The 17,772-nt window shown below is 73.2% G+C and carries 16 protein-coding genes; 14 read left to right on the top strand and 2 right to left on the bottom strand.

Annotated elements, in window-relative coordinates:
• The first annotated feature begins 1 nt into the window (after position 1).
• The 4 genes from OHA37_RS11255 to OHA37_RS11240 all read left to right on the top strand — a co-directional run bounded on the left by OHA37_RS11255 (position 2) and on the right by OHA37_RS11240 (position 4,550).
• Positions 2-1,111 carry an ABC transporter ATP-binding protein gene (locus OHA37_RS11255; RefSeq protein ID WP_266904221.1) on the top strand — a complete coding sequence of 370 codons (1,110 nt, stop codon included), beginning with the start codon at positions 2-4 and terminating at the stop codon, positions 1,109-1,111.
• Positions 1,112-1,473: 362 nt separating this feature from the next.
• Positions 1,474-2,082: a trimeric intracellular cation channel family protein gene (locus OHA37_RS11250; RefSeq protein WP_443046296.1), complete on the top strand. Its 609-nt coding sequence runs from the start codon at positions 1,474-1,476 to the stop codon at positions 2,080-2,082.
• Between the two features lie 77 nt (positions 2,083-2,159).
• The gene (locus OHA37_RS11245; RefSeq protein ID WP_266904217.1) at positions 2,160-3,026 is read left to right on the top strand and encodes a thioesterase family protein; all 867 of its coding nucleotides are present in this window, start codon (positions 2,160-2,162) and stop codon (positions 3,024-3,026) included.
• A gap of 360 nt (positions 3,027-3,386) precedes the next feature.
• Positions 3,387-4,550: a cysteine desulfurase family protein gene (locus OHA37_RS11240; protein WP_266904215.1), complete on the top strand. Its 1,164-nt coding sequence runs from the start codon at positions 3,387-3,389 to the stop codon at positions 4,548-4,550.
• A 23-nt stretch (positions 4,551-4,573) separates the two neighbouring features.
• Here the strand turns inward: OHA37_RS11240 and OHA37_RS11235 are convergent, their stop codons facing one another.
• Positions 4,574-5,251 (bottom strand): N-acetylmuramoyl-L-alanine amidase, encoded by a 678-nt coding sequence (locus OHA37_RS11235; RefSeq protein ID WP_266904213.1) that lies wholly within the window; start codon positions 5,249-5,251, stop codon positions 4,574-4,576.
• A 70-nt stretch (positions 5,252-5,321) separates the two neighbouring features.
• Between OHA37_RS11235 and mnmA the strand changes: the two genes are divergently transcribed.
• Entirely contained in the window at positions 5,322-6,473 is a 1,152-nt protein-coding gene (gene mnmA / locus OHA37_RS11230) for a tRNA 2-thiouridine(34) synthase MnmA (protein WP_266904211.1), read from the top strand.
• Positions 6,474-6,486: 13 nt separating this feature from the next.
• On the opposite strand, the gene OHA37_RS11225 is transcribed toward mnmA, so the two are convergent.
• Positions 6,487-7,410, bottom strand: a complete 924-nt coding sequence (locus OHA37_RS11225) for an NADP-dependent oxidoreductase (protein WP_266904209.1) — start codon at positions 7,408-7,410, stop codon at positions 6,487-6,489.
• 115 nt (positions 7,411-7,525) lie between these two features.
• Here OHA37_RS11225 and OHA37_RS11220 point away from each other — a divergent pair, with 115 nt between their 5' ends.
• The 9 genes from OHA37_RS11220 to gatC all read left to right on the top strand — a co-directional run bounded on the left by OHA37_RS11220 (position 7,526) and on the right by gatC (position 17,772).
• On the top strand, positions 7,526-8,506 hold the full coding sequence (locus OHA37_RS11220) for a GlxA family transcriptional regulator (protein WP_266904207.1): 981 nt from the start codon (positions 7,526-7,528) through the stop codon (positions 8,504-8,506).
• Between the two features lie 116 nt (positions 8,507-8,622).
• Positions 8,623-8,967: a DUF1330 domain-containing protein gene (locus OHA37_RS11215; RefSeq protein WP_266904205.1), complete on the top strand. Its 345-nt coding sequence runs from the start codon at positions 8,623-8,625 to the stop codon at positions 8,965-8,967.
• A gap of 2 nt (positions 8,968-8,969) precedes the next feature.
• Positions 8,970-9,926, top strand: a complete 957-nt coding sequence (locus tag OHA37_RS11210; protein WP_266904203.1) for a hypothetical protein — start codon at positions 8,970-8,972, stop codon at positions 9,924-9,926.
• Positions 9,927-10,056: 130 nt separating this feature from the next.
• Positions 10,057-10,746, top strand: a complete 690-nt coding sequence (locus OHA37_RS11205) for an SDR family oxidoreductase (RefSeq protein ID WP_266904201.1) — start codon at positions 10,057-10,059, stop codon at positions 10,744-10,746.
• Positions 10,743-11,738 (top strand): methionine synthase, encoded by a 996-nt coding sequence (locus OHA37_RS11200; protein ID WP_266904199.1) that lies wholly within the window; start codon positions 10,743-10,745, stop codon positions 11,736-11,738. The genes OHA37_RS11205 and OHA37_RS11200 overlap by 4 nt, the downstream gene beginning before the upstream one ends.
• A 31-nt stretch (positions 11,739-11,769) precedes the next feature.
• On the top strand, positions 11,770-13,980 hold the full coding sequence (gene ligA, locus OHA37_RS11195; protein ID WP_266904197.1) for an NAD-dependent DNA ligase LigA: 2,211 nt from the start codon (positions 11,770-11,772) through the stop codon (positions 13,978-13,980).
• Between the two features lie 388 nt (positions 13,981-14,368).
• Positions 14,369-16,570, top strand: coding sequence for a putative bifunctional diguanylate cyclase/phosphodiesterase (locus tag OHA37_RS11190; protein WP_266904195.1), 2,202 nt, complete (start codon positions 14,369-14,371; stop codon positions 16,568-16,570).
• 20 nt (positions 16,571-16,590) lie between these two features.
• Entirely contained in the window at positions 16,591-17,037 is a 447-nt protein-coding gene (locus tag OHA37_RS11185) for a nucleoside 2-deoxyribosyltransferase domain-containing protein (RefSeq protein WP_328693436.1), read from the top strand.
• Between the two features lie 438 nt (positions 17,038-17,475).
• Positions 17,476-17,772 carry an Asp-tRNA(Asn)/Glu-tRNA(Gln) amidotransferase subunit GatC gene (gene gatC / locus OHA37_RS11180; RefSeq protein WP_007266718.1) on the top strand — a complete coding sequence of 99 codons (297 nt, stop codon included), beginning with the start codon at positions 17,476-17,478 and terminating at the stop codon, positions 17,770-17,772.

The raw sequence follows: 17,772 nt of genomic DNA, 5'->3' as shown, positions 1-17,772 counted from the left end.
CATGACTGCGCCCGACAACAGCAAGAACGAGACGGCCGTCGTCCCGGCCCAGGCGGTGGCCTCCCCGGAGCCGCTGCTCAGGGTGACCGGCCTGGTCAAGCACTTCCCCATCTCCAAGGGACTGCTGCGCCGCCAGGTCGGGGCCGTGAAGGCCGTCGACGGGATCGACTTCGAGGTCTACCCCGGTGAGACCCTCGGCATCGTCGGCGAGTCCGGCTGCGGCAAGTCGACCATGGGCCGACTGATCACCCGGCTGCTCGAACCGACCGGCGGAAAGGTCGAGTTCGAGGGCAAGGACATCACGCACCTGAGCGTGTCCGGCATGCGCCCGATGCGCCGCGACGTGCAGATGATCTTCCAGGACCCCTACGGCTCGCTGAACCCGCGGCACACGGTGGGCACCATCGTCAGCGCCCCGTTCAAGCTCCAGGGCGTCGAGCCCGAGGGCGGCCTCAAGGCGGAGGTCCAGCGCCTCCTTTCCCTGGTGGGCCTCAACCCGGAGCACTACAACCGCTACCCGCACGAGTTCTCCGGCGGCCAGCGCCAGCGCATCGGCATCGCCCGCGCACTGGCCCTGAAGCCGAAGCTGGTGGTGGCCGACGAGCCGGTCTCCGCCCTGGACGTCTCCATCCAGGCCCAGGTGGTCAACCTGCTGGACGACCTCCAGCAGGAGCTCGGCCTCACGTACGTGATCATCGCGCACGACCTGTCGGTCATCCGGCACGTCTCGGACCGGATCGCGGTCATGTACCTCGGCAAGATCGTCGAGCTCGCGGACAACAAGTCCCTCTACACGGCGCCCATGCACCCGTACACCACGGCCCTGATGTCGGCCGTCCCGGTGCCGGACCCGCGCCGGCGCGGAGCCAAGAGCGGCCGCATCCTGCTCAAGGGCGACGTCCCCTCGCCGATCTCCCCTCCCTCCGGCTGCCGCTTCCACACCCGGTGCTGGAAGGCGACCCAGGTCTGCACGACGCAGGAGCCCCCGCTCATCGCGCTGAAGACCGGCCACCAGGTGGCCTGCCACCACCCGGAGAACGCCCCCGACCAGGCCCCGGGCGACCCGGCCCTGCCGGGCGCGGCGGACGCGGTGGCGAAGCCGACGGACTGACGGAACGCCGGCGGGGCAGAACCAGCCCCGCCGGCACCGCCGGGCAAAATCAGCCCCGCCCGCGCACGGCGCCGCGGGGCTCATGAGGCCCGTGCGGGCCGACTGTTCACGGCGCCGCCCCGCAAAATCAGCCCCGCCGGCGTTTGAGGCGCGGGGGTTCGGGGGCGGAGCCCCTGACGGCGGCGCCGCACCAGGCCCACGGCCCGCAGCCGCACGGGGTGCGGTCCCGACCTGGTGGGGCCCGCCCCCTCGGGGAACCGGGGCCGCGCCCCACCCGTTCCGGCCCGCCGCCGGGCGACCGGCAGAATGTTCCCGTGATCCACGATCTCTTCCCGCCCGGAGTCCAGCACACCTTGGACCTCATGGGCATCTTCGTCTTCGCCACGGCCGGCGCCCTGCTCGCCGTACGCAAGAACTTCGACGTCTTCGGCATCGTCGTCCTCGCGCTCGTCACCGCCCTCGGCGGCGGCCTGTTCCGCGACATCGTCATCGGCGCCACCCCCGCCGCGGCCTTCGGCGACCTCGGGTTCTTCGTCACACCGCTGGTCGCCGCCGCGCTCGTCTTCTTCCTGCACCCCGAGGTCCAGCGCATCAACCGCGCTATCAACGTCTTCGACGCGGCCGGCCTCGGGCTGTTCTGCGTGACGGGTACGACCAAGGCGTACGAGTACGGCCTGGGCCTCACCGCGTCCGCCGCGCTGGGCCTGGCGACCGCCGTCGGCGGGGGCGTGCTGCGCGACGTCCTCGTCAACGAGGTGCCCTCGCTGCTGCGCGACCGCGAGATGTACGCCGTGCCGGCCGTCATCGGCGCCTCGATGGTGGCGCTCTTCATCAGCTTCGACAACCTGAACGCCATCACCACGGGCCTGGCGATCGTCACCACCTTCGTGCTGCGGCTGCTGGCCATCCGCTACCACTGGCGCGCGCCCCTCGCGTGGAACCGCCGCTCGTCGGTGTCGGAGGAGCCGTAGCCCCGACCGGTGCGCCGTAGCGGCCGCCACACCAAGGAAAGCTACCGCTTAGTAGGGCTCGGGTGTACGGTCGTTCCATGTCACACGCAGCTGCCAAGGCGTCCATCGGCGACAGCGAGTTCGACCGCGACACCACCGTCACCGCCCGCGCGGGCGAGCCCGGGGTGTACGACGCGGACCTCTCCGCCGGGTGGACGATCATCACCGCCGTCAACGGCGGCTACCTCCTGGCCCTCGTCGGCCGCGCCCTGTCGGCGGCCCTGCCGCACCCGGACCCCTTCACGGTCTCCGCGCACTACCTGACCTCGTCGGTCCCCGGCCCCGCCGTGATCCGCACCGAGGTCGTACGGGTCGGCCGCACGCTCTCCACCGGGCAGGCCTCCCTGTTCCAGTTCGACGAGAGCGGCGCCGAGATCGAGCGGATCCGCGTCCTGGCCTCCTACGGGGACCTCGCGGCGCTCCCGGACTCCGTCCACACCACGGCCCTGCCGCCCGTCATCCCGGCCTACGAGGACTGCCTCGGCCCCGAGGCCGGCCCGGCCCCCATCCCCGGCAGCTCGGCGATCGTGGACCGGCTCCGGCTGCGCCTGGACCCGGCGACCGCCGGCTGGGCCATCGGACAGCCCTCGGGCAAGGGCGAGATGCGCGCCTGGTTCGAGCTCGCGGACGGCCGCGAAGCGGACCCGTTCTCCCTGCTGCTCGCGGTGGACGCGCTCCCGCCGACCTCCTTCGACCTCGGCCTGCTCGGCTGGACCCCGACGGTGGAACTCACCACCCACATCCGCCACCGGCCCGCGCCCGGTCCGCTCCGGGTGTCGATCACCACGCGGAACCTCGCGGGTGGCTTCCTGGAGGAGGACGCGGAGGTCTGGGACTCGGAGGACCGACTGGTGGCCCAGTCCCGTCAGCTGGCGAGCGCTCCCCGCGTGGTCGCCCCTTCCTGACGCGGAGCGCGCACCGCCACGCGGGTGCGGGTGGTTCGGCTCTGCGGGGGCGGAGTTCCCCTACCCGCCCTTCGCCCGTTCCCCGGGCGCTGCCCGGACCCGGTCCTCAAGCGCCGGACGGGCTGGAAGATCCAGCCTCGCCGGCGTTTGAGGCGCGGGGTCCGGGGCGGAGCCCCAGGGGCTCGGGCGCAGCCCGGGGCCCGACGGGTCAGGGCGGAGCCCTGGGAACGGTGGAAGGGCGGGTAGGGGACTTCGCCCGCCCCGAGCGACGGGTCGCCGCGGAGGCCGGGGGTCCGTCAGGGGGGTGGAAGGGACCGGCTGGGGAACCCGGGTGCGGGGGACTCGTAGAATCGGGGGATCATGGCCTACCTCGACCACGCCGCCACCACCCCGATGCTGCCGGAGGCCGCTGCGGCGATGACCGCGCAGTTCGCCGTCACGGGCAACGCGTCCTCCCTGCACGCCGCCGGCCGCCGCGCCCGCCGCACCGTCGAGGAGGCCCGCGAGGCCCTCGCCGACGCCCTCGGGGCCCGTCCGAGCGAGGTGGTCTTCACCGCCGGCGGCACGGAGGCCGACAACCTCGCCGTCAAGGGGCTCTACTGGGCCCGCCGCGACGCCGACCCCGCCCGGACCCGCGTCCTCGCCAGCCCCGTCGAGCACCACGCCGTCCTCGACGCCGTGCACTGGCTCGCCGAGCACGAGGGGGCGCAGGTCGAGTACCTGCCCGTGGACCGCTACGGGCGCGTGCACCCCGACGCCTTCCGCGAGGCGATCGAGCGCAACCCCGAGGACCTCGCCCTCGCCACCGTCATGTGGGCCAACAACGAGATCGGCACCGTGATGCCGATCGCCGAACTGGCCGCCATCGCGCGCGAGTTCGGCGTCCCGCTGCACTCCGACGCCGTCCAGGCCTTCGGCCAGCTCGACGTCCGCTTCGGCGACAGCGGACTCGCCGCCATGACCGTGAGCGGCCACAAGGTCGGCGGACCGTACGGGATCGGCGCGCTGCTGCTCGGCCGCGACCAGAGCCCCGTACCCGTCCTGCACGGCGGGGGCCAGGAGCGGCACGTCCGCTCCGGCACCCTCGACGTCCCGGCCATCGCCGCCTTCGCGGTGGCCGCGGTCCTCGCCGCCGAGCGGCGCGAACAGTTCGCCACCGAGATCGGCGCCCTGCGCGACCGGCTCGTCGCCGCCGTGCTCCGCGAGGTCCCCGACGCGGTCCTGGGCGGAGACCCCGACGGCCGGCTCCCCGCCAACGCCCACTTCAGCTTCCCCGGCTGCGAGGGGGACTCCCTGCTGCTCCTGCTCGACGCCCAGGGCATCGAGTGCTCCACCGGTTCCGCCTGCACGGCCGGCGTGGCCCAGCCCAGCCACGTGCTGCTGGCCACCGGCACCGACCCGCGCCTGGCCCGGGGGACCCTGCGCTTCTCCCTCGGCCACACCTCCACGCAAGCCGACGTGGACGCGGTCGCCGCGGCCATCGGCCCGGCCGTGTCCCGCGCCCGCACGGCGGGGCTCAGCTAGTGCCGTGACCGGGAAGGAAGGGCCTACGCCGCCGCCGCGCCGGCCTCGTTGACCATGCGGAGGTAGCGGCCCCAGTCCCAGTGGCGGCCGGGGTCCGTGTGGTCGGCTCCCGGCACCTCGGAGTGGCCGAGGAAGTGTTTGCGGTCGGCGGGTATCCCGTACCGCTTGCAGACGTCGGCGGCGAGCCTCGCCGAGGCCCCGTACATCGCGTCCGTGAAGTCCTCTCGCCGGTCCACGAACCCGACGTGCTCGATGCCGATGCTGCGCTCGTTCATGGAGCGGTTGCCCGAGTGGAAGGCGACGTCGAGCTCGCGCACCATCTGCTCGATGTGGCCGTCCTGGCCGACTATGTAGTGCGCCGACGCCCGGTGGAAGGGATTCCTGAAGGCGTCCACCGAGGACTTGAAGCCGCCCTGCGTGACATGGACCACGATCCGGTCCACCCGGTAGTCCGCGGGCCGGTCCGCCAGCCGCCAGTTCGCCGGAGAGGCCGCCGTCCAGGAAGCCCCCGCGTGGTCCAGCTCGCCCTCCTTCCTCGGCTTGGAGACCCCCGGCACCAGCCACCAGGCCCGCCCGATCTCATCGCGCCCGGCGACCGCCGCGGCCGTCAGCACCCCGAGCCCGCCGAACAGCACCGCCCTGCGGGTCCGCCCGGGCCGTCCCTTGTTGCCCGTACCGCCCTTGTCGCTCTTGCTCCCCATGGTGATCCACCCCCTGTCACCGAGAACGCGCTGTGACCCCGCTCGGTTCCCCCGTACCCTGGACGGTGCTATGACTGAGAACCTGCCGAGCGTCCCCCGCCCCCTCCGCGTCCTGGCCGCCATGTCCGGCGGTGTGGACTCCGCCGTCGCCGCCGCCCGCGCGGTCGAAGCCGGGCACGACGTGACCGGCGTCCACCTCGCCCTGTCCGCGAACCCGCAGTCCTTCCGGACCGGAGCCCGCGGCTGCTGCACGATCGAGGACTCCCGCGACGCCCGCCGCGCCGCCGACGTGATCGGCATCCCGTTCTACGTCTGGGACCTCGCCGAGCGGTTCCGCGAGGACGTCGTCGAGGACTTCATCGCCGAGTACGAGGCCGGGCGCACCCCGAACCCCTGCCTGCGCTGCAACGAGAAGATCAAGTTCGCCGCGCTGCTCGACAAGGCCCTCGCCCTCGGCTTCGACGCCGTCTGCACCGGCCACTACGCCACCGTCGTCCTGAACGAGGACGGCACGCGCGAGCTGCACCGCGCCTCCGACATGGCCAAGGACCAGTCCTACGTCCTCGGCGTGCTCGACGAGAAGCAGCTCGCCCACGCCCTCTTCCCCCTCGGCGACACCCTCACCACCAAGGAAGAGATCCGCGCCGAGGCCGAGGAGCGGGGGCTGGCCGTCGCGAAGAAGCCCGACAGTCACGACATCTGCTTCATCGCCGACGGCGACACCCAGGGCTTCCTCGCCGGCCGCCTCGGCAAGGCCGAGGGCGACATCGTCGACGAGGCCACCGGTGAGAAGGTCGGCACCCACGAGGGCGCCTTCGGGTTCACCATCGGCCAGCGCAAGGGCCTGCGGATCGGCCACCCGGCCCCCGACGGCAAGCCGCGCTACGTCCTCGACATCTCCCCGGTGAACAACACCGTCACCGTCGGCCCCGTCGAGGCCCTCGACGTCACCGCCCTCACCGCGATCCGCCCCCGCTGGTGCGGCTCCACCGCGGCGGCCCCGGGCACGTACACCGCGCAGCTGCGCGCCCACGGCGGCGAGACCGAGGTCTTCGCCGAGCTGGTGGAGGGCGAACTGCGCGTCCGCTTCTCCGAGCCCGTCCGCGGCGTGGCCCCGGGCCAGGCGATCGTCCTCTACGACGGCACCCGCGTGGTCGGCTCCGCCACGATCTCCGCGACCACCCGGGCCACGGCGTCCGCGACCGCGACCGCGACGGCCTAGTCGGGCCGCCCGGTCAGACCACCGTCAGGACGATCTTGCCGGTGGTCCGGCCCCGCTCGCCGATCTCGTGCGCCTTCGCGGCCTCCGACAGGGGCAGGACGGTGTCGATGAGCGGGCGGAGCTCGCCCTGCGCCACGAGCGCGGCGATGGCCTTCAGGCCCGCCAGGTCCGGCTCGACGAGGGTCCAGCCGGTCCGGAAGCCCTCGGCGTCGGCCGGTACGTCGTCCGGGCCGTTCAGGGTGATCAGGTGCCCGCCCGGGCGCAGCACCTTCAGGGAGCGCGCCCCGTAGTCGCCGCCGATGGCGTCGATCACCACGTCCACGTCCGAGACCACGTCTTCGAAAGCGGTGGTCCGGTAGTCGACCAGCTCGTCGGCCCCGAGCGAGCGGAGCGCCTCGTGCTTGGCGGCGCTGGCGGTGCCGATCACGTACGCGCCGAGCGCCTTGGCGATCTGGACGGCGAAGTGCCCCACGCCGCCCGCCGCCGCGTGCACCAGGACCCGCTGGCCCGGCCGCACGCCGGCGGTGTCGTTCAGCGCCTGCCACGCCGTGAGCGCCGCCAGCGGCAGGGCCGCCGCCTCGACGTGGTCGAGCGTCTCGGGCTTGCGGGCGAAGTGCCGGGCCGTGGCCGTCACGTACTCGGCGTAGGCGCCCGCCTGGTGCGGGAAGCGCGGCATGCCGAAGACCTCGTCGCCCGGCTGGAAGACGGTCACCCCGGGTCCGACGGCCTCGACCGTGCCGGACACGTCCCAGCCGACGGCCGGGACCGGGCCCCAGGGGATGAGGGCGCCGCTGGCCCGGGTCTTCCAGTCCACCGGGTTCACCCCGGCCGCGTGGACCCGTACCAGGATCTCGCCCATGCCCGGCTCCGGCCGGTCCAGCTCGGTCTCGGTCAGTACCTCGGGTCCGCCCCACTGGCTGACGACGATGGCGCGCATGTGTTTCTCCTCAAGTGTGTCCGGACGTGTGTCCGCTGTTGCTGCCGGACCAGCTTCGTTCCCGGAGCGAGGCCATGGTGTTGGCCGTACGGCCACCCTGTGACAGGATCTGGCCATGCACAGGATCGCCGTACTCGCCCTCGAAGGCGTCCCTCCGTTCGAGCTCGGGATGCCGTCCCGGGTGTTCGGCAACGCCGTCGACGACTCCGGGAAGCCGCTCTACGAGGTGACCGTCTGCACCGTCGACGGGCAGCCCGTGACCAGCGACGCGGGCTTCACGGTCGGGGTCTCGGCGGGGCCCGAGGCCCTCGCGGCCGCCGACACGGTGATCATCCCGCCGACCAACGTCATGATGGCGCTGGAGCAGGGCGTACCCCTGCCCCGGCCGCTCGCCGACGCCCTCGCCGCGATCCGCCCCGGCACCCGGCTGGTGTCGATCTGCACCGGCACCTACGTGCTCGCCGCCGCCGGCCTGCTCGACGGCCGGCCCGCCACCACGCACTGGATCAAGGCGCCCGCCTTCCAGCGGGCCTTCCCGCGCGTCAAGCTCGACGAGGACGTGCTCTTCGTCGACGACGGGGACATCCTGACCTCCGCCGGGGTCGCCGCCGGCGTGGACCTCTGCCTCTACATGATCCGCCAGGACCACGGCACGGCCGTGGCCAACCGCGCCGCGCGGCTGTGCGTCGTACCGCCGTGGCGGGACGGCGGCCAGGCGCAGTACATCGACCGGCCCGTCCCCGAACCCACCGTCGCCACCACCACGGCCACCCGGGCCTGGGCCCTGGAGCGCCTCGGGGAGCCGATCGCCCTGGCCGAGCTGGCCGCCCACGCCCGGATGAGCCTGCGCACCTTCACCCGCCGCTTCCGCGACGAGGTCGGCATGACCCCGGTGCAGTGGCTCACCGGTCAACGCCTGGAAGTGGCACGCCAGTTGCTGGAGACCAGCGATCTCCCCGTCGACCTGGTCGCCCACCGCTCCGGCTTCGGCTCCGCGAACTCGCTGCGCCAGCACATGCGTTCCGCACTCGGCATCTCCCCGATCGCCTACCGGCGCACCTTCCAGCCGAATTCGGCTGCTCCTGCGCACCACTGACGCAGGCTCAGGTCGTCAATGCCACTGACCGATGACCTGCCAGGTAATCGCCTTGGGGGCAACCGGAAGGCAGGATCGGACCGACAAGCCGATCCGCAGGGAAGAAGAGGCCCGAGATGACCGCCTACGCCATCGCCCACATACGCCCCGAGACCATGCACGAGGACGTCCTGCGCTACATCGAGGAGATCCAGGCCACCATGGACCCCTTCGAAGGCCGCTTCCTCGTCCACGGCAAGGAGGTCGAGGTCGTGGAGGGCACTTGGCCCGGCACGATCGTCGTGATCGCCTTCCCGGACCTGGAGCGGGCCCGCGCCTGGTACGCGTCCGCCCCCTACCAGGCCCTGATCCCGCTGCGCGCCGACCACATCGCGGGCGACATCATCCTCGTCGACGGGGTCCCGGCGGACTACGACGCCTCGAAGACGGCCGACCGCCTCCGCGAAGCCGCCGGGCTCTGACCGTGGGCAACCGGGCCGTCTTCGTGATCGCCGGCCCCGCCGGGCCGACCCGTCACCACTCGTCCTTCGGAGCGATCGGCCTGGACCTCGACCTGCTGGCCGGCCCGGACGTGGCCCTGCCCTTCCTCCGTGACCACGCACCCCAGGACGGCTGGTACGACGACGGCATGGTCGAGGCGGGCGTCCTCGCCGACCCGTCCCGGCGGCTCCTGCTGCTCTTCGCCTGGGAAGGGCCCGCCGCCTCCTCGCGCACCCGGGCCGCCACCCTGGAGCTGCTGCGGTGCGCGTGGCCCGGCTGGGAGGTGCGGTGGCTCCACGACGGGCAGGCCGGCCTGCGTGCCCACCTGGGCCTCGACCCACGGGAGGAGTCCCGCGACGTGTACCCCGGCCCGGCGCTGGAGGTGGACGGCGAGGAACTGTCCGACCCGGACCCGCTCGTGGCGGTGGTCACCATCGGCCCCGGGCCCGGCCGCTGCCACCTCCTCGCAGACATCGACGACCACCCCGTCGAGGAGGGGCCCGCCCTGCTCGAACGGCTCCGGGACGCCCCGGACCACGGGAGCCACCGGTCGTGGGCCGATGCCGGGATCCACGTCGACCCGGAGCGGCGGCGGGTCGGCTGGTGGCTCAACACGGCCCGGGACCGGGCCCGTACGGTCGGCGGCCGATGGCCCGGCTGGACCGTGGAGTTCTGGGAGGACCGCTGGTCCGAGCACCGCGCGGCCTGCGGCGGGCGCTTCGACCCGCCCGCGTCGGACCGGGCGGCCGCGCTCGTCGAGGTACGGGACCTGGCGCTGGAGCGGTGGGCCGGGCCGCGCAGCGACGCGCGGGCCGCGCTGGTCGCCCGGCTCCCGCACGTCCCCGTCGGCCGGGGCTTCGCACCCGCCGTTCGGGTCGCCACGGCAGCCGCCGCCCGCACCGCGATCGAGAGGGCGTACCGCGAGGCCGCCGGTCCGTGACGACGGGCGCGGATCGGGGGACCGGCACCGTGCGCCGGACCGGGCTGCCGTGCCCCGGTCGCCGGTACCCGGTCCGCTGGGGTTCGGACGGTTGGACCGGGGGCCCGGCCCGGATGCGAGCATGGGCGCTATGGCTACTCACCTGATCACCGGCGCCGGCTCTGGCATCGGTGCCGCCGTCGCCGCCCGGCTGCACGCCCGCGGCGACGACCTCGTCCTGCTCGCCCGCGACGCCGCCCGCGCCCGGCAGCTCACCGACCGGTACCCCGGATCCAGCGCGCTCGTCGGAGACCTCGCCGACCCCGACCGGCTGTCGTGGGCCTTCTCCAAGCAGGCGATCCCGGAGCGGATCGACTCGCTCCTGCACATCGCCGGCATCGTGGACCTCGGCCCGGTGGGGGAGCTGCGCCCCAAGACCTGGCACCAGCAGCTCAACGTCAACCTCATCGCCCCCGCCGAGGTCACCCGGCTCCTGCTGCCGACCCTGCGTGCCTCCCACACCACCATCGTGTTCGTGAACTCCGGCGCCGGGCTCGCCGCCCACGCCGACTGGAGCGCGTACGCCGCCTCCAAGCACGGGCTGAAGGCCCTCGCCGACTCCCTGCGGGCGGAGGAGAAGGAGAACGGCATCCGCGTCACCTCCGTCTACCCCGGCCGCACCGCCACCCCCATGCAGGCCAAGGTCCGCTCCCAGGAGGGCGAGTCCTACGACGCCGCCGACTGGATCGACCCCGAGTCCGTCGCGACCACCATCGTGATGGCCGTCGACCTGCCCCGCGACGCCGTGGTCACCGACCTCACCGTCAGGCCCGGCCGATGAGCGCGAGCCGCCCCGGCGGAGCCACCGGAGTCGGCTCGCTGCCCGGCGGCGACGCCCGCGAGGCCGCCAAGACCGTCACCGGCTCCTTCGAGGAGTTCCCGTACCTCGCCGAGCTGCCCGCCCGCGGCCCCGGCGCGGACATGATCGGCCGTTCCCTCGGGCTGCTCGTGGACATGTACGCGCACGTCGAGCCCAGCGGCTGGCGGATCAGCGACCGCCCCGGCCGCGACAGCAAGCGGGCCCGCTCCTGGCTCGGCGAGGACCTGGACGCCCTGGAGGAGTTCACCCAGGGGTACCAGGGCCGGCTCAAGGTCCAGGCCGTCGGGCCGTGGACGCTGGCCTCCTCCCTGGAGCTGCACGGCGGCGAGGCCGTCCTCCAGGACCCGGGCGCCTGCCGGGACCTGGCCGGGTCCCTCGCGGAGGGCGTGCGCGAGCACCTGGCCGACGTGCGCAAGCGGATCCCCGGCGCCGAGATCGTCCTCCAGTACGACGAGCCCTCGCTCACCGCGGTCCTCCTCGGGCGGGTGCGCTCCGCCAGCGGCTACCGCACGTACCGCGCCGTCGACCGGCAGGTCGTCGAGGGGACGCTGCGCGAGCTGTTCGCCGTCCACGACGGCGAGGTGATCGTCCACTCCTGCGCCCCCGAAGTGCCCTTCGGACTGCTGCGACGCGCCGGGGTCTCGGGCGTGTCGTTCGATTTCTCCTTGCTCACCGAGCGCGAGGATGACGCCATCGGGGAAGCGGTCGAAGCCGGTACGAAACTCTTCGCCGGAGTGGTGCCCGGGACCGACGGCCCGCTGTCGGACCCGGGCGGTAGCGTCATGGGTGTCAGGAAGCTCTGGCGCAGGCTGGGGCTGACCCCGGGGACTCTGGCGGAGTCCGTCGTGGTCACCCCGGCGTGCGGTCTGGCGGGCGCTTCGCCCGCCTACGCACGGGCGGTTCAGGCGCACTGCGTCAGGGCGGCGAGGTCGCTCGCCGACAACCCTGAGTGATGGATCGAGACGGGTCACGGGAGGACACGGCATGGCAGCCGAACAGAAGCAGGGCAGCGAATCGGCCGTACCGGCGGAACTGCGCGAGCAGCACGCGCTGATCGCCGAGCAGGTCGAGGAGCACCGCTTCCGGTACTACGTGAACGACCAGCCGGTCGTCAGCGACGCCGAGTTCGACAAGCTGCTGCGCTCGCTGGAAGCACTGGAGGAGCAGTACCCGGAGCTGCGCACGCCCGATTCGCCCACCCAGAAGGTGGCCGGGGCGTACGAGACGGACTTCGCCTCCGTGGAGCACCGCGAGCGGATGCTCTCCCTCGACAACGCCTTCGACGACGAGGAACTGGCGGCCTGGGCCGAGCGCGTGGCCCGGGACGCCAACACCTCCGACTACCACTACCTGTGCGAGCTGAAGGTCGACGGCCTCGCCGTCAACCTCACCTACGAGAACGGCCGCCTGACCCGCGCCGCCACCCGCGGCGACGGCCGCACGGGCGAGGACATCACGCCCAACGTCCGCACCATCGCCGACATCCCCGACCGGCTGAGGGGCGACCGCATCCCCGCCCTGGTCGAGATCCGCGGCGAGGTCTACTTCCCGATGGAGAAGTTCGAGGAGCTCAACGCCCGGCTCGTTGAGGCCGAGGGCAAGCCCTTCGCCAACCCGCGCAACGCTGCGGCCGGTTCGCTGCGCCAGAAGGACCCGAAGGTCACCGCGAGCCGCCCGCTGCACATGGTCGTGCACGGCATCGGCGCCCGCGAGGGCTTCGAGATCGAGTGCCAGTCGCAGGCGTACGAGCTGCTGCACGAGTGGGGCCTGCCCACCGCCCAGCACAACAAGGTGGTCTCCACCCTCGCCGAGGTCCGCGAGTTCATCGCCTACTTCGGCGAGAACCGCCACTCGGTGGAGCACGAGATCGACGGCGTCGTCGTCAAGCTCGACGAGATCGCCCTCCAGGGCCGGCTCGGCTCCACCGCGCGCGCACCGCGCTGGGCCATCGCCTGGAAGTACGCGCCCGAAGAGGTCAACTCCAAGCTGATCGACATCAAGGTCGGCGTGGGCCGCACCGGGCGCGTGACCCCGTACGCCCAGGTGGCGCCGGTGACGGTCGCGGGCTCCGAGGTGGAGTTCGCGACCCTGCACAACCAGGAGGTCGTCAAGGCCAAGGGCGTGCTCATCGGGGACACCGTCGTCCTGCGCAAGGCCGGCGACGTCATCCCCGAGATCCTCGGGCCGGTGGTCGACCTGCGCGACGGCAGCGAGCGGGAGTTCGTCATGCCCGCCGACTGCCCCGAGTGCGGGACGCCGCTGCGGCCGATGAAGGAGGGCGACATCGACCTGCGCTGCCCCAACGCGCAGACGTGCCCCGCCCAGTTGCGCGAGCGGCTCTTCTACCTGGTCGGCCGCGCCTGCCTGGACATCAAGAACTTCGGGTACGTGGCCTCGGCCGCCCTCACCCAGCCGCTGGAGCCCTCGGTCCCCCCGATGGCGAACGAGGGCGACCTCTTCGGTCTCACCCTGGAGCAGCTGCTCCCCATCACCTCCTACGTACGGGACCAGGATTCGGGTCAGCCCAAGATCGACCCGAAGACCGGCGAGCCGAAGATCGTCACCTTCTTCGCGAACAAGGAGGGCGAGCCCAAGGCCAACACGCTGGCCATGCTCGCGAACATCGAGGCGGCCAAGACCCAGCCGCTGGCCCGCATCATCAACGGCCTGTCGATCCGGCACGTCGGCCCGGTCGCGGCGGCGGCGCTGGCCCGCGCGTTCCGCTCCATCGAGCGGATCGAGCAGGCGACCGAGGAGGAACTGGGCGCCACCGACGGGGTCGGCGCGATCATCGCGACCTCGGTCAAGGAGTGGTTCGCCGAGGAATGGCACCAGGAGATCCTGCGCAAGTGGCGGGCGGCCGGCGTCCGGATGGAGGAGGAAGGTTCCGGCGAGGACGAAGGGCCGCGCCCGCTGGAGGGGCTGACCGTCGTCGTCACCGGCACTTTGCAGAGCCACACGCGGGACGGCGCGAAGGAAGCCCTGCAGAGCCGCGGCGCCAAGGTGACCGGGTCCGTCTCGAAGAAGACCTCCTTCGTCGTGGTCGGCGACAACCCCGGCTCGAAGTACGACAAGGCAGTGCAGTTGAAGCTCTCGATCCTCGACGACGCCGGATTCGCCGTCCTGCTGGAAGAGGGCCCGGACGCGGCGCGCGAGGCCGCGCTTCCGGTGGACGGCGACGCCGAAGCGGAGTAGCGAAGGCGAACGGATGCGTGGCGTGCGGCCGTACGAGCGGGCGCGCGCCGGGCGCGGACGGCGGTGACATCCGCGGGGGCACGGCTGGTACCGGGCCCCCGCGAGGCCGGTACAAGGCTGGTGGCGGGCCCGTGGCCTGTCGGATCATCGGACGGGTGGCCGGAGGGTCCTGGTCCAAACTCACCCGTTCGGCGGATACCGTACTGATGAGGATGGCTGGGTCGTATTCGGGCAACCGCCGCCGACCGCTGCCCCTGGGCGCCTCCCGCGTCCTACTGTTGAGGGGTGCGCCTGTCGTGCACGGCTGCTTGACACGATTCCGGCCGTGATGGCATGACATCGGGGCCATCGCGTGGCATCGGCATCGCCGGCTGTGAGAGGGACGGGCATGAAACCCACCGAAAGCGCCGACCCGTCACCAGATTTCGGCGGGGAGTTCCCGTCCATGCGGACGGGCCGGCTCGGTGTCCTGGGTTCCAGGACACCGCAAGCGCGACCGCTCGACACCGGCGCGGGCCAGGGCCCGACCGGCCGCCGCGCCGCGCTGCCCTTCGCCGTCGTGGGCCTCGCCGCCCTCGTGCTCGGCATCGGCGTCGTCACCGCGCTGACCAGCCGTCACGCCCTGTTCCCCGGCGGCCCGGTCGGCTGGGCGCTCGCCCTGCTCACCGGCATCATCGTCGGCCACCTCGTCGCCCTCGGCCGCGACCGCTGGTGGGGCGGCACCGGATCGGGCGCGGCCCTCACCCTCGGCGTCCTCATCCTCTACGGATGGGTCCCCGCCGGGCTGGTCTCCCTCGCCGTGGTCTCCCTCGTCGGCGCCGCCCGCAGGCACCGCTGGCGCCAGGGCCTGCTGCACGGAGCCACCGACATCCTCGGCATCGGCGCGGGCGCCCTCGTCCTCGCCGCGTTCGGCGAGTCGCCCTCCGTCGAGGATCCGTGGAAGCCCACCGGCTGGGAGCTCGACGCGGTACCCGAAGTCGTCTTCGTCGCGCTCGCCTACCTGCTCGTCACCCGCCTCCTGCTGTGGCTCGCGCTCGCCCCGAGCGGCGGGGGACTGCCCACGGTCGCCCGTACCGCGCTGCTGCGCCAGGCCCTGGTCGCCGTCGCGCTCCTCGGCATCGCCCCGCTGATCTGCGTGGTCGCCGAATCGCAGCCCGTACTGCTGCCGCTGTTCGCCGTACCGCTGATCGCCCTGGACTCCACGCTGTGGATCGCCCGGGCGCGCGCCGAGGAGCAGCTGCGGGACCCGCTCACCGGACTGCCCAACCGGCAGTGGCTGCTGGAGCGGGCCTGGAGCGCCCTCGACCAGGCCGAACGGTCGGGCACCCGCGCGGCGCTGGTCCTGATCGACCTGGACCGCTTCCGCGCGGTCAACGACACCCTCGGCCACCTCGCCGGCGACCGGCTGCTCCTGCAGATCGCGGACCGGCTGCGCCAGGCCCTGCCCCCGGACGCCGAGGCGGCCCGGCTGGGCGGCGACGAGTTCGCCGTCCTCCTGCCCATCGCGGACTCCACCACCAGCGCCCAGCGGATCGCCCGCAACCTGGTCGCCGAACTCAGCTCCCCCCTCGACCTGGACGGCCTGACCCTGGTCCTGGAAGCCAGCGCCGGCCTCGCCGTCTTCCCCGACCACGCGCTGGACGCGGAGGGACTGCTGCGCCGCGCCGACGTCGCCATGTACCAGGCGAAGCGGGACCGGACCGGAGTCGAGGTCTACGAGTCCAAGCGCGACAGCAACACCCCCGACCGGCTCGGCCTGCTGGGCGACCTGCGCCGGGCGCTGGACGCGGGCGAGGTGGAACTGCACTACCAGCCGAAGGTCCGCTTCGACGGCAAGGTGGCCGGGCTGGAAGCACTGGTGCGCTGGGTGCACCCGGAACGCGGGCGGGTCTCCCCGGACGAGTTCATCGCGATCGCGGAGACCTCCGGGCTGATGCCCCACCTGACCGAGTACGTACTGGAGACCGCGCTCGCGCAGGTCGCCCGGTGGCGGGCCCAGGGCCTCAAGGTCCCGGTCGCCGTCAACGTGTCGCCGCGCGACGTCCACACCCCCGGCTTCGCGGGCGCCGTGGCCGCGCGCCTCGCCCGGCACGGGGTCCCGGCGAGCGGGCTCCAGCTGGAGATAACGGAGCACGTCCTGCTGGAGGACCCGCAGCGGGCCGCCGACACCATGGCCGGGCTGACCGGCCACGGCGTGAAGATGTCCCTCGACGACTTCGGCACGGGCTACTCCTCCCTCGTCCACCTGCGGCGGCTGCCGGTCAGCGAACTGAAGATCGACCGGTCGTTCGTGGCGAGGCTCGCGGTGGACGCCCAGGACGCGGAGATCGTCCGCTGCACGGTGGACCTCGCCCACTCGCTGGGCCTGCTGGTCGTCGCGGAGGGCGTCGAGGACGACGAGACGTGGGAGCGCCTGCGCGACCTGGGCTGCGACGCCGTCCAGGGCTGGCTGGTCGCCGCCGCGATGCCTCCGCAGGAGGCCACGGCCTGGCTGCTGGCCCGCGGGGAGCGCGGCTGGCGGCGGCCGGCGGACATCACGGCGGAGCTGGCCGCGGAGGCGGCGTCCGCGGCGGCGGCGCAGTCCCCGTGAGGTACGTGGAGGCACCGGCGGTGCACCGGCCCGCGCCGGGCGACCCGCCGTCGGTCTTCCTGGCGGGCGGGATCACGCACTGTCCGCGCTGGCAGCCCCAGGCGGCGGCCGCTCTGGCCGACTTCGTCGTGCTCAACCCGCGGCGGGCGGACTTCGACGTGTCCGACCCTTCGCAGACGGACGTCCAGATCGCGTGGGAGTACGCGCACCTGCTGCGGGCGGACCTGACGTTGTTCTGGTTCCCGGCGTGCGACGCGTCCCTCACGGTCCAGCCGATCACCCTGTACGAACTCGGCGCGGCCGCGGCCACCCCGGGCCGCCGCCTGGTCGTCGGCGCCGACCCCGGCTACCCGCGGCGTGCGGACGTCGTCACGCAGCTGTCCCTCTCGAGGCCGGACCTCACGGTCCACTCCACCCTGCCCGAAACCGTGGCGGCCGCCCGCGCCGAGCTGACCGTCCCGTCCTGACGCCTGCCCTGCGGGGCCGTCCCCTACCCGCCCTTCCCCCGTTCTCCGGGCTCCGCCCGGACCCGGTCCTCAAACGCCGGACGGGCTGGAGATGCCGCTGCGCGGCACACTCCAGCCTCGCCGGCGTTTGAGGCGCGGGGTCTGGGGCGGAGCCCCAGGGGGTCCGGGCGGAGCCCGGGGAACGGGGGAAGGGCGGGTAGGGGAACTCCGCCCCGCGCAGCGGCAAGGGTCGCAGCGGGGACTTCGCCCCGCGCAGCGGTGCATCCGCAGCCGGGCACGGGCGGTGCCCGGTCCCACGGGCGGCCCGCCCCATGGCGGAAATCGGCCCGCGCGGGGCCTTCGTACCGCCCCGGCGGCAAACCGGGGCGCCGGGCGGGGGCGGGGCCCCATAGGATTGGGGCCGAAACCTACACACTCGAACCCCCAGAGGATCGCTGCATGCCTGGCATCACGCGCGAGGAGGTCGCCCACCTCGCTCGGCTGGCACGTCTGGAGCTGAAGAGCGAAGAGCTCGACCACTTCGCTGGACAGCTCGACGACATCATCGGCGCGGTCGCCCGCGTTTCCGAGGTCGCCGACCAAGACGTCCCGCCGACCTCCCACCCGCTGCCGCTGACGAACGTCATGCGCGCGGACGAGGTCCGTCCGTCGCTCACCCCCGAGCAGGCGCTTTCCGGCGCTCCCGCCCAGGAGCAGCAGCGTTTCAAGGTGCCGCAGATCCTGGGGGAGGACTAA

This window comes from Streptomyces sp. NBC_00335, assembly GCF_036127095.1.
GTDB lineage: Bacteria > Actinomycetota > Actinomycetes > Streptomycetales > Streptomycetaceae > Streptomyces.
This window is presented reverse-complemented; position numbering and strand designations above follow the sequence as displayed.

Excerpts from the sequence above, each read along its gene's own strand:
- OHA37_RS11220 (WP_266904207.1), top strand. The coding sequence starts at position 7,526 with ATGCACAGGATCGCCGTACTCGCCCTCGAAGGCGTCCCTCCGTTCGAG.
- OHA37_RS11235 (WP_266904213.1), bottom strand. The coding sequence starts at position 5,251 with ATGGGGAGCAAGAGCGACAAGGGCGGTACGGGCAACAAGGGACGGCCC.
- gatC (WP_007266718.1), top strand. The coding sequence starts at position 17,476 with ATGCCTGGCATCACGCGCGAGGAGGTCGCCCACCTCGCTCGGCTGGCA.
- mnmA (WP_266904211.1), top strand. The coding sequence starts at position 5,322 with ATGACTGAGAACCTGCCGAGCGTCCCCCGCCCCCTCCGCGTCCTGGCC.
- OHA37_RS11215 (WP_266904205.1), top strand. The coding sequence starts at position 8,623 with ATGACCGCCTACGCCATCGCCCACATACGCCCCGAGACCATGCACGAG.
- OHA37_RS11225 (WP_266904209.1), bottom strand. The coding sequence starts at position 7,410 with ATGCGCGCCATCGTCGTCAGCCAGTGGGGCGGACCCGAGGTACTGACC.
- OHA37_RS11250 (WP_443046296.1), top strand. The coding sequence starts at position 1,474 with ATGGGCATCTTCGTCTTCGCCACGGCCGGCGCCCTGCTCGCCGTACGC.
- OHA37_RS11190 (WP_266904195.1), top strand. The coding sequence starts at position 14,369 with ATGAAACCCACCGAAAGCGCCGACCCGTCACCAGATTTCGGCGGGGAG.
- OHA37_RS11240 (WP_266904215.1), top strand. The coding sequence starts at position 3,387 with ATGGCCTACCTCGACCACGCCGCCACCACCCCGATGCTGCCGGAGGCC.
- OHA37_RS11245 (WP_266904217.1), top strand. The coding sequence starts at position 2,160 with ATGTCACACGCAGCTGCCAAGGCGTCCATCGGCGACAGCGAGTTCGAC.
- ligA (WP_266904197.1), top strand. The coding sequence starts at position 11,770 with ATGGCAGCCGAACAGAAGCAGGGCAGCGAATCGGCCGTACCGGCGGAA.
- OHA37_RS11255 (WP_266904221.1), top strand. The coding sequence starts at position 2 with ATGACTGCGCCCGACAACAGCAAGAACGAGACGGCCGTCGTCCCGGCC.
- OHA37_RS11205 (WP_266904201.1), top strand. The coding sequence starts at position 10,057 with ATGGCTACTCACCTGATCACCGGCGCCGGCTCTGGCATCGGTGCCGCC.
- OHA37_RS11200 (WP_266904199.1), top strand. The coding sequence starts at position 10,743 with ATGAGCGCGAGCCGCCCCGGCGGAGCCACCGGAGTCGGCTCGCTGCCC.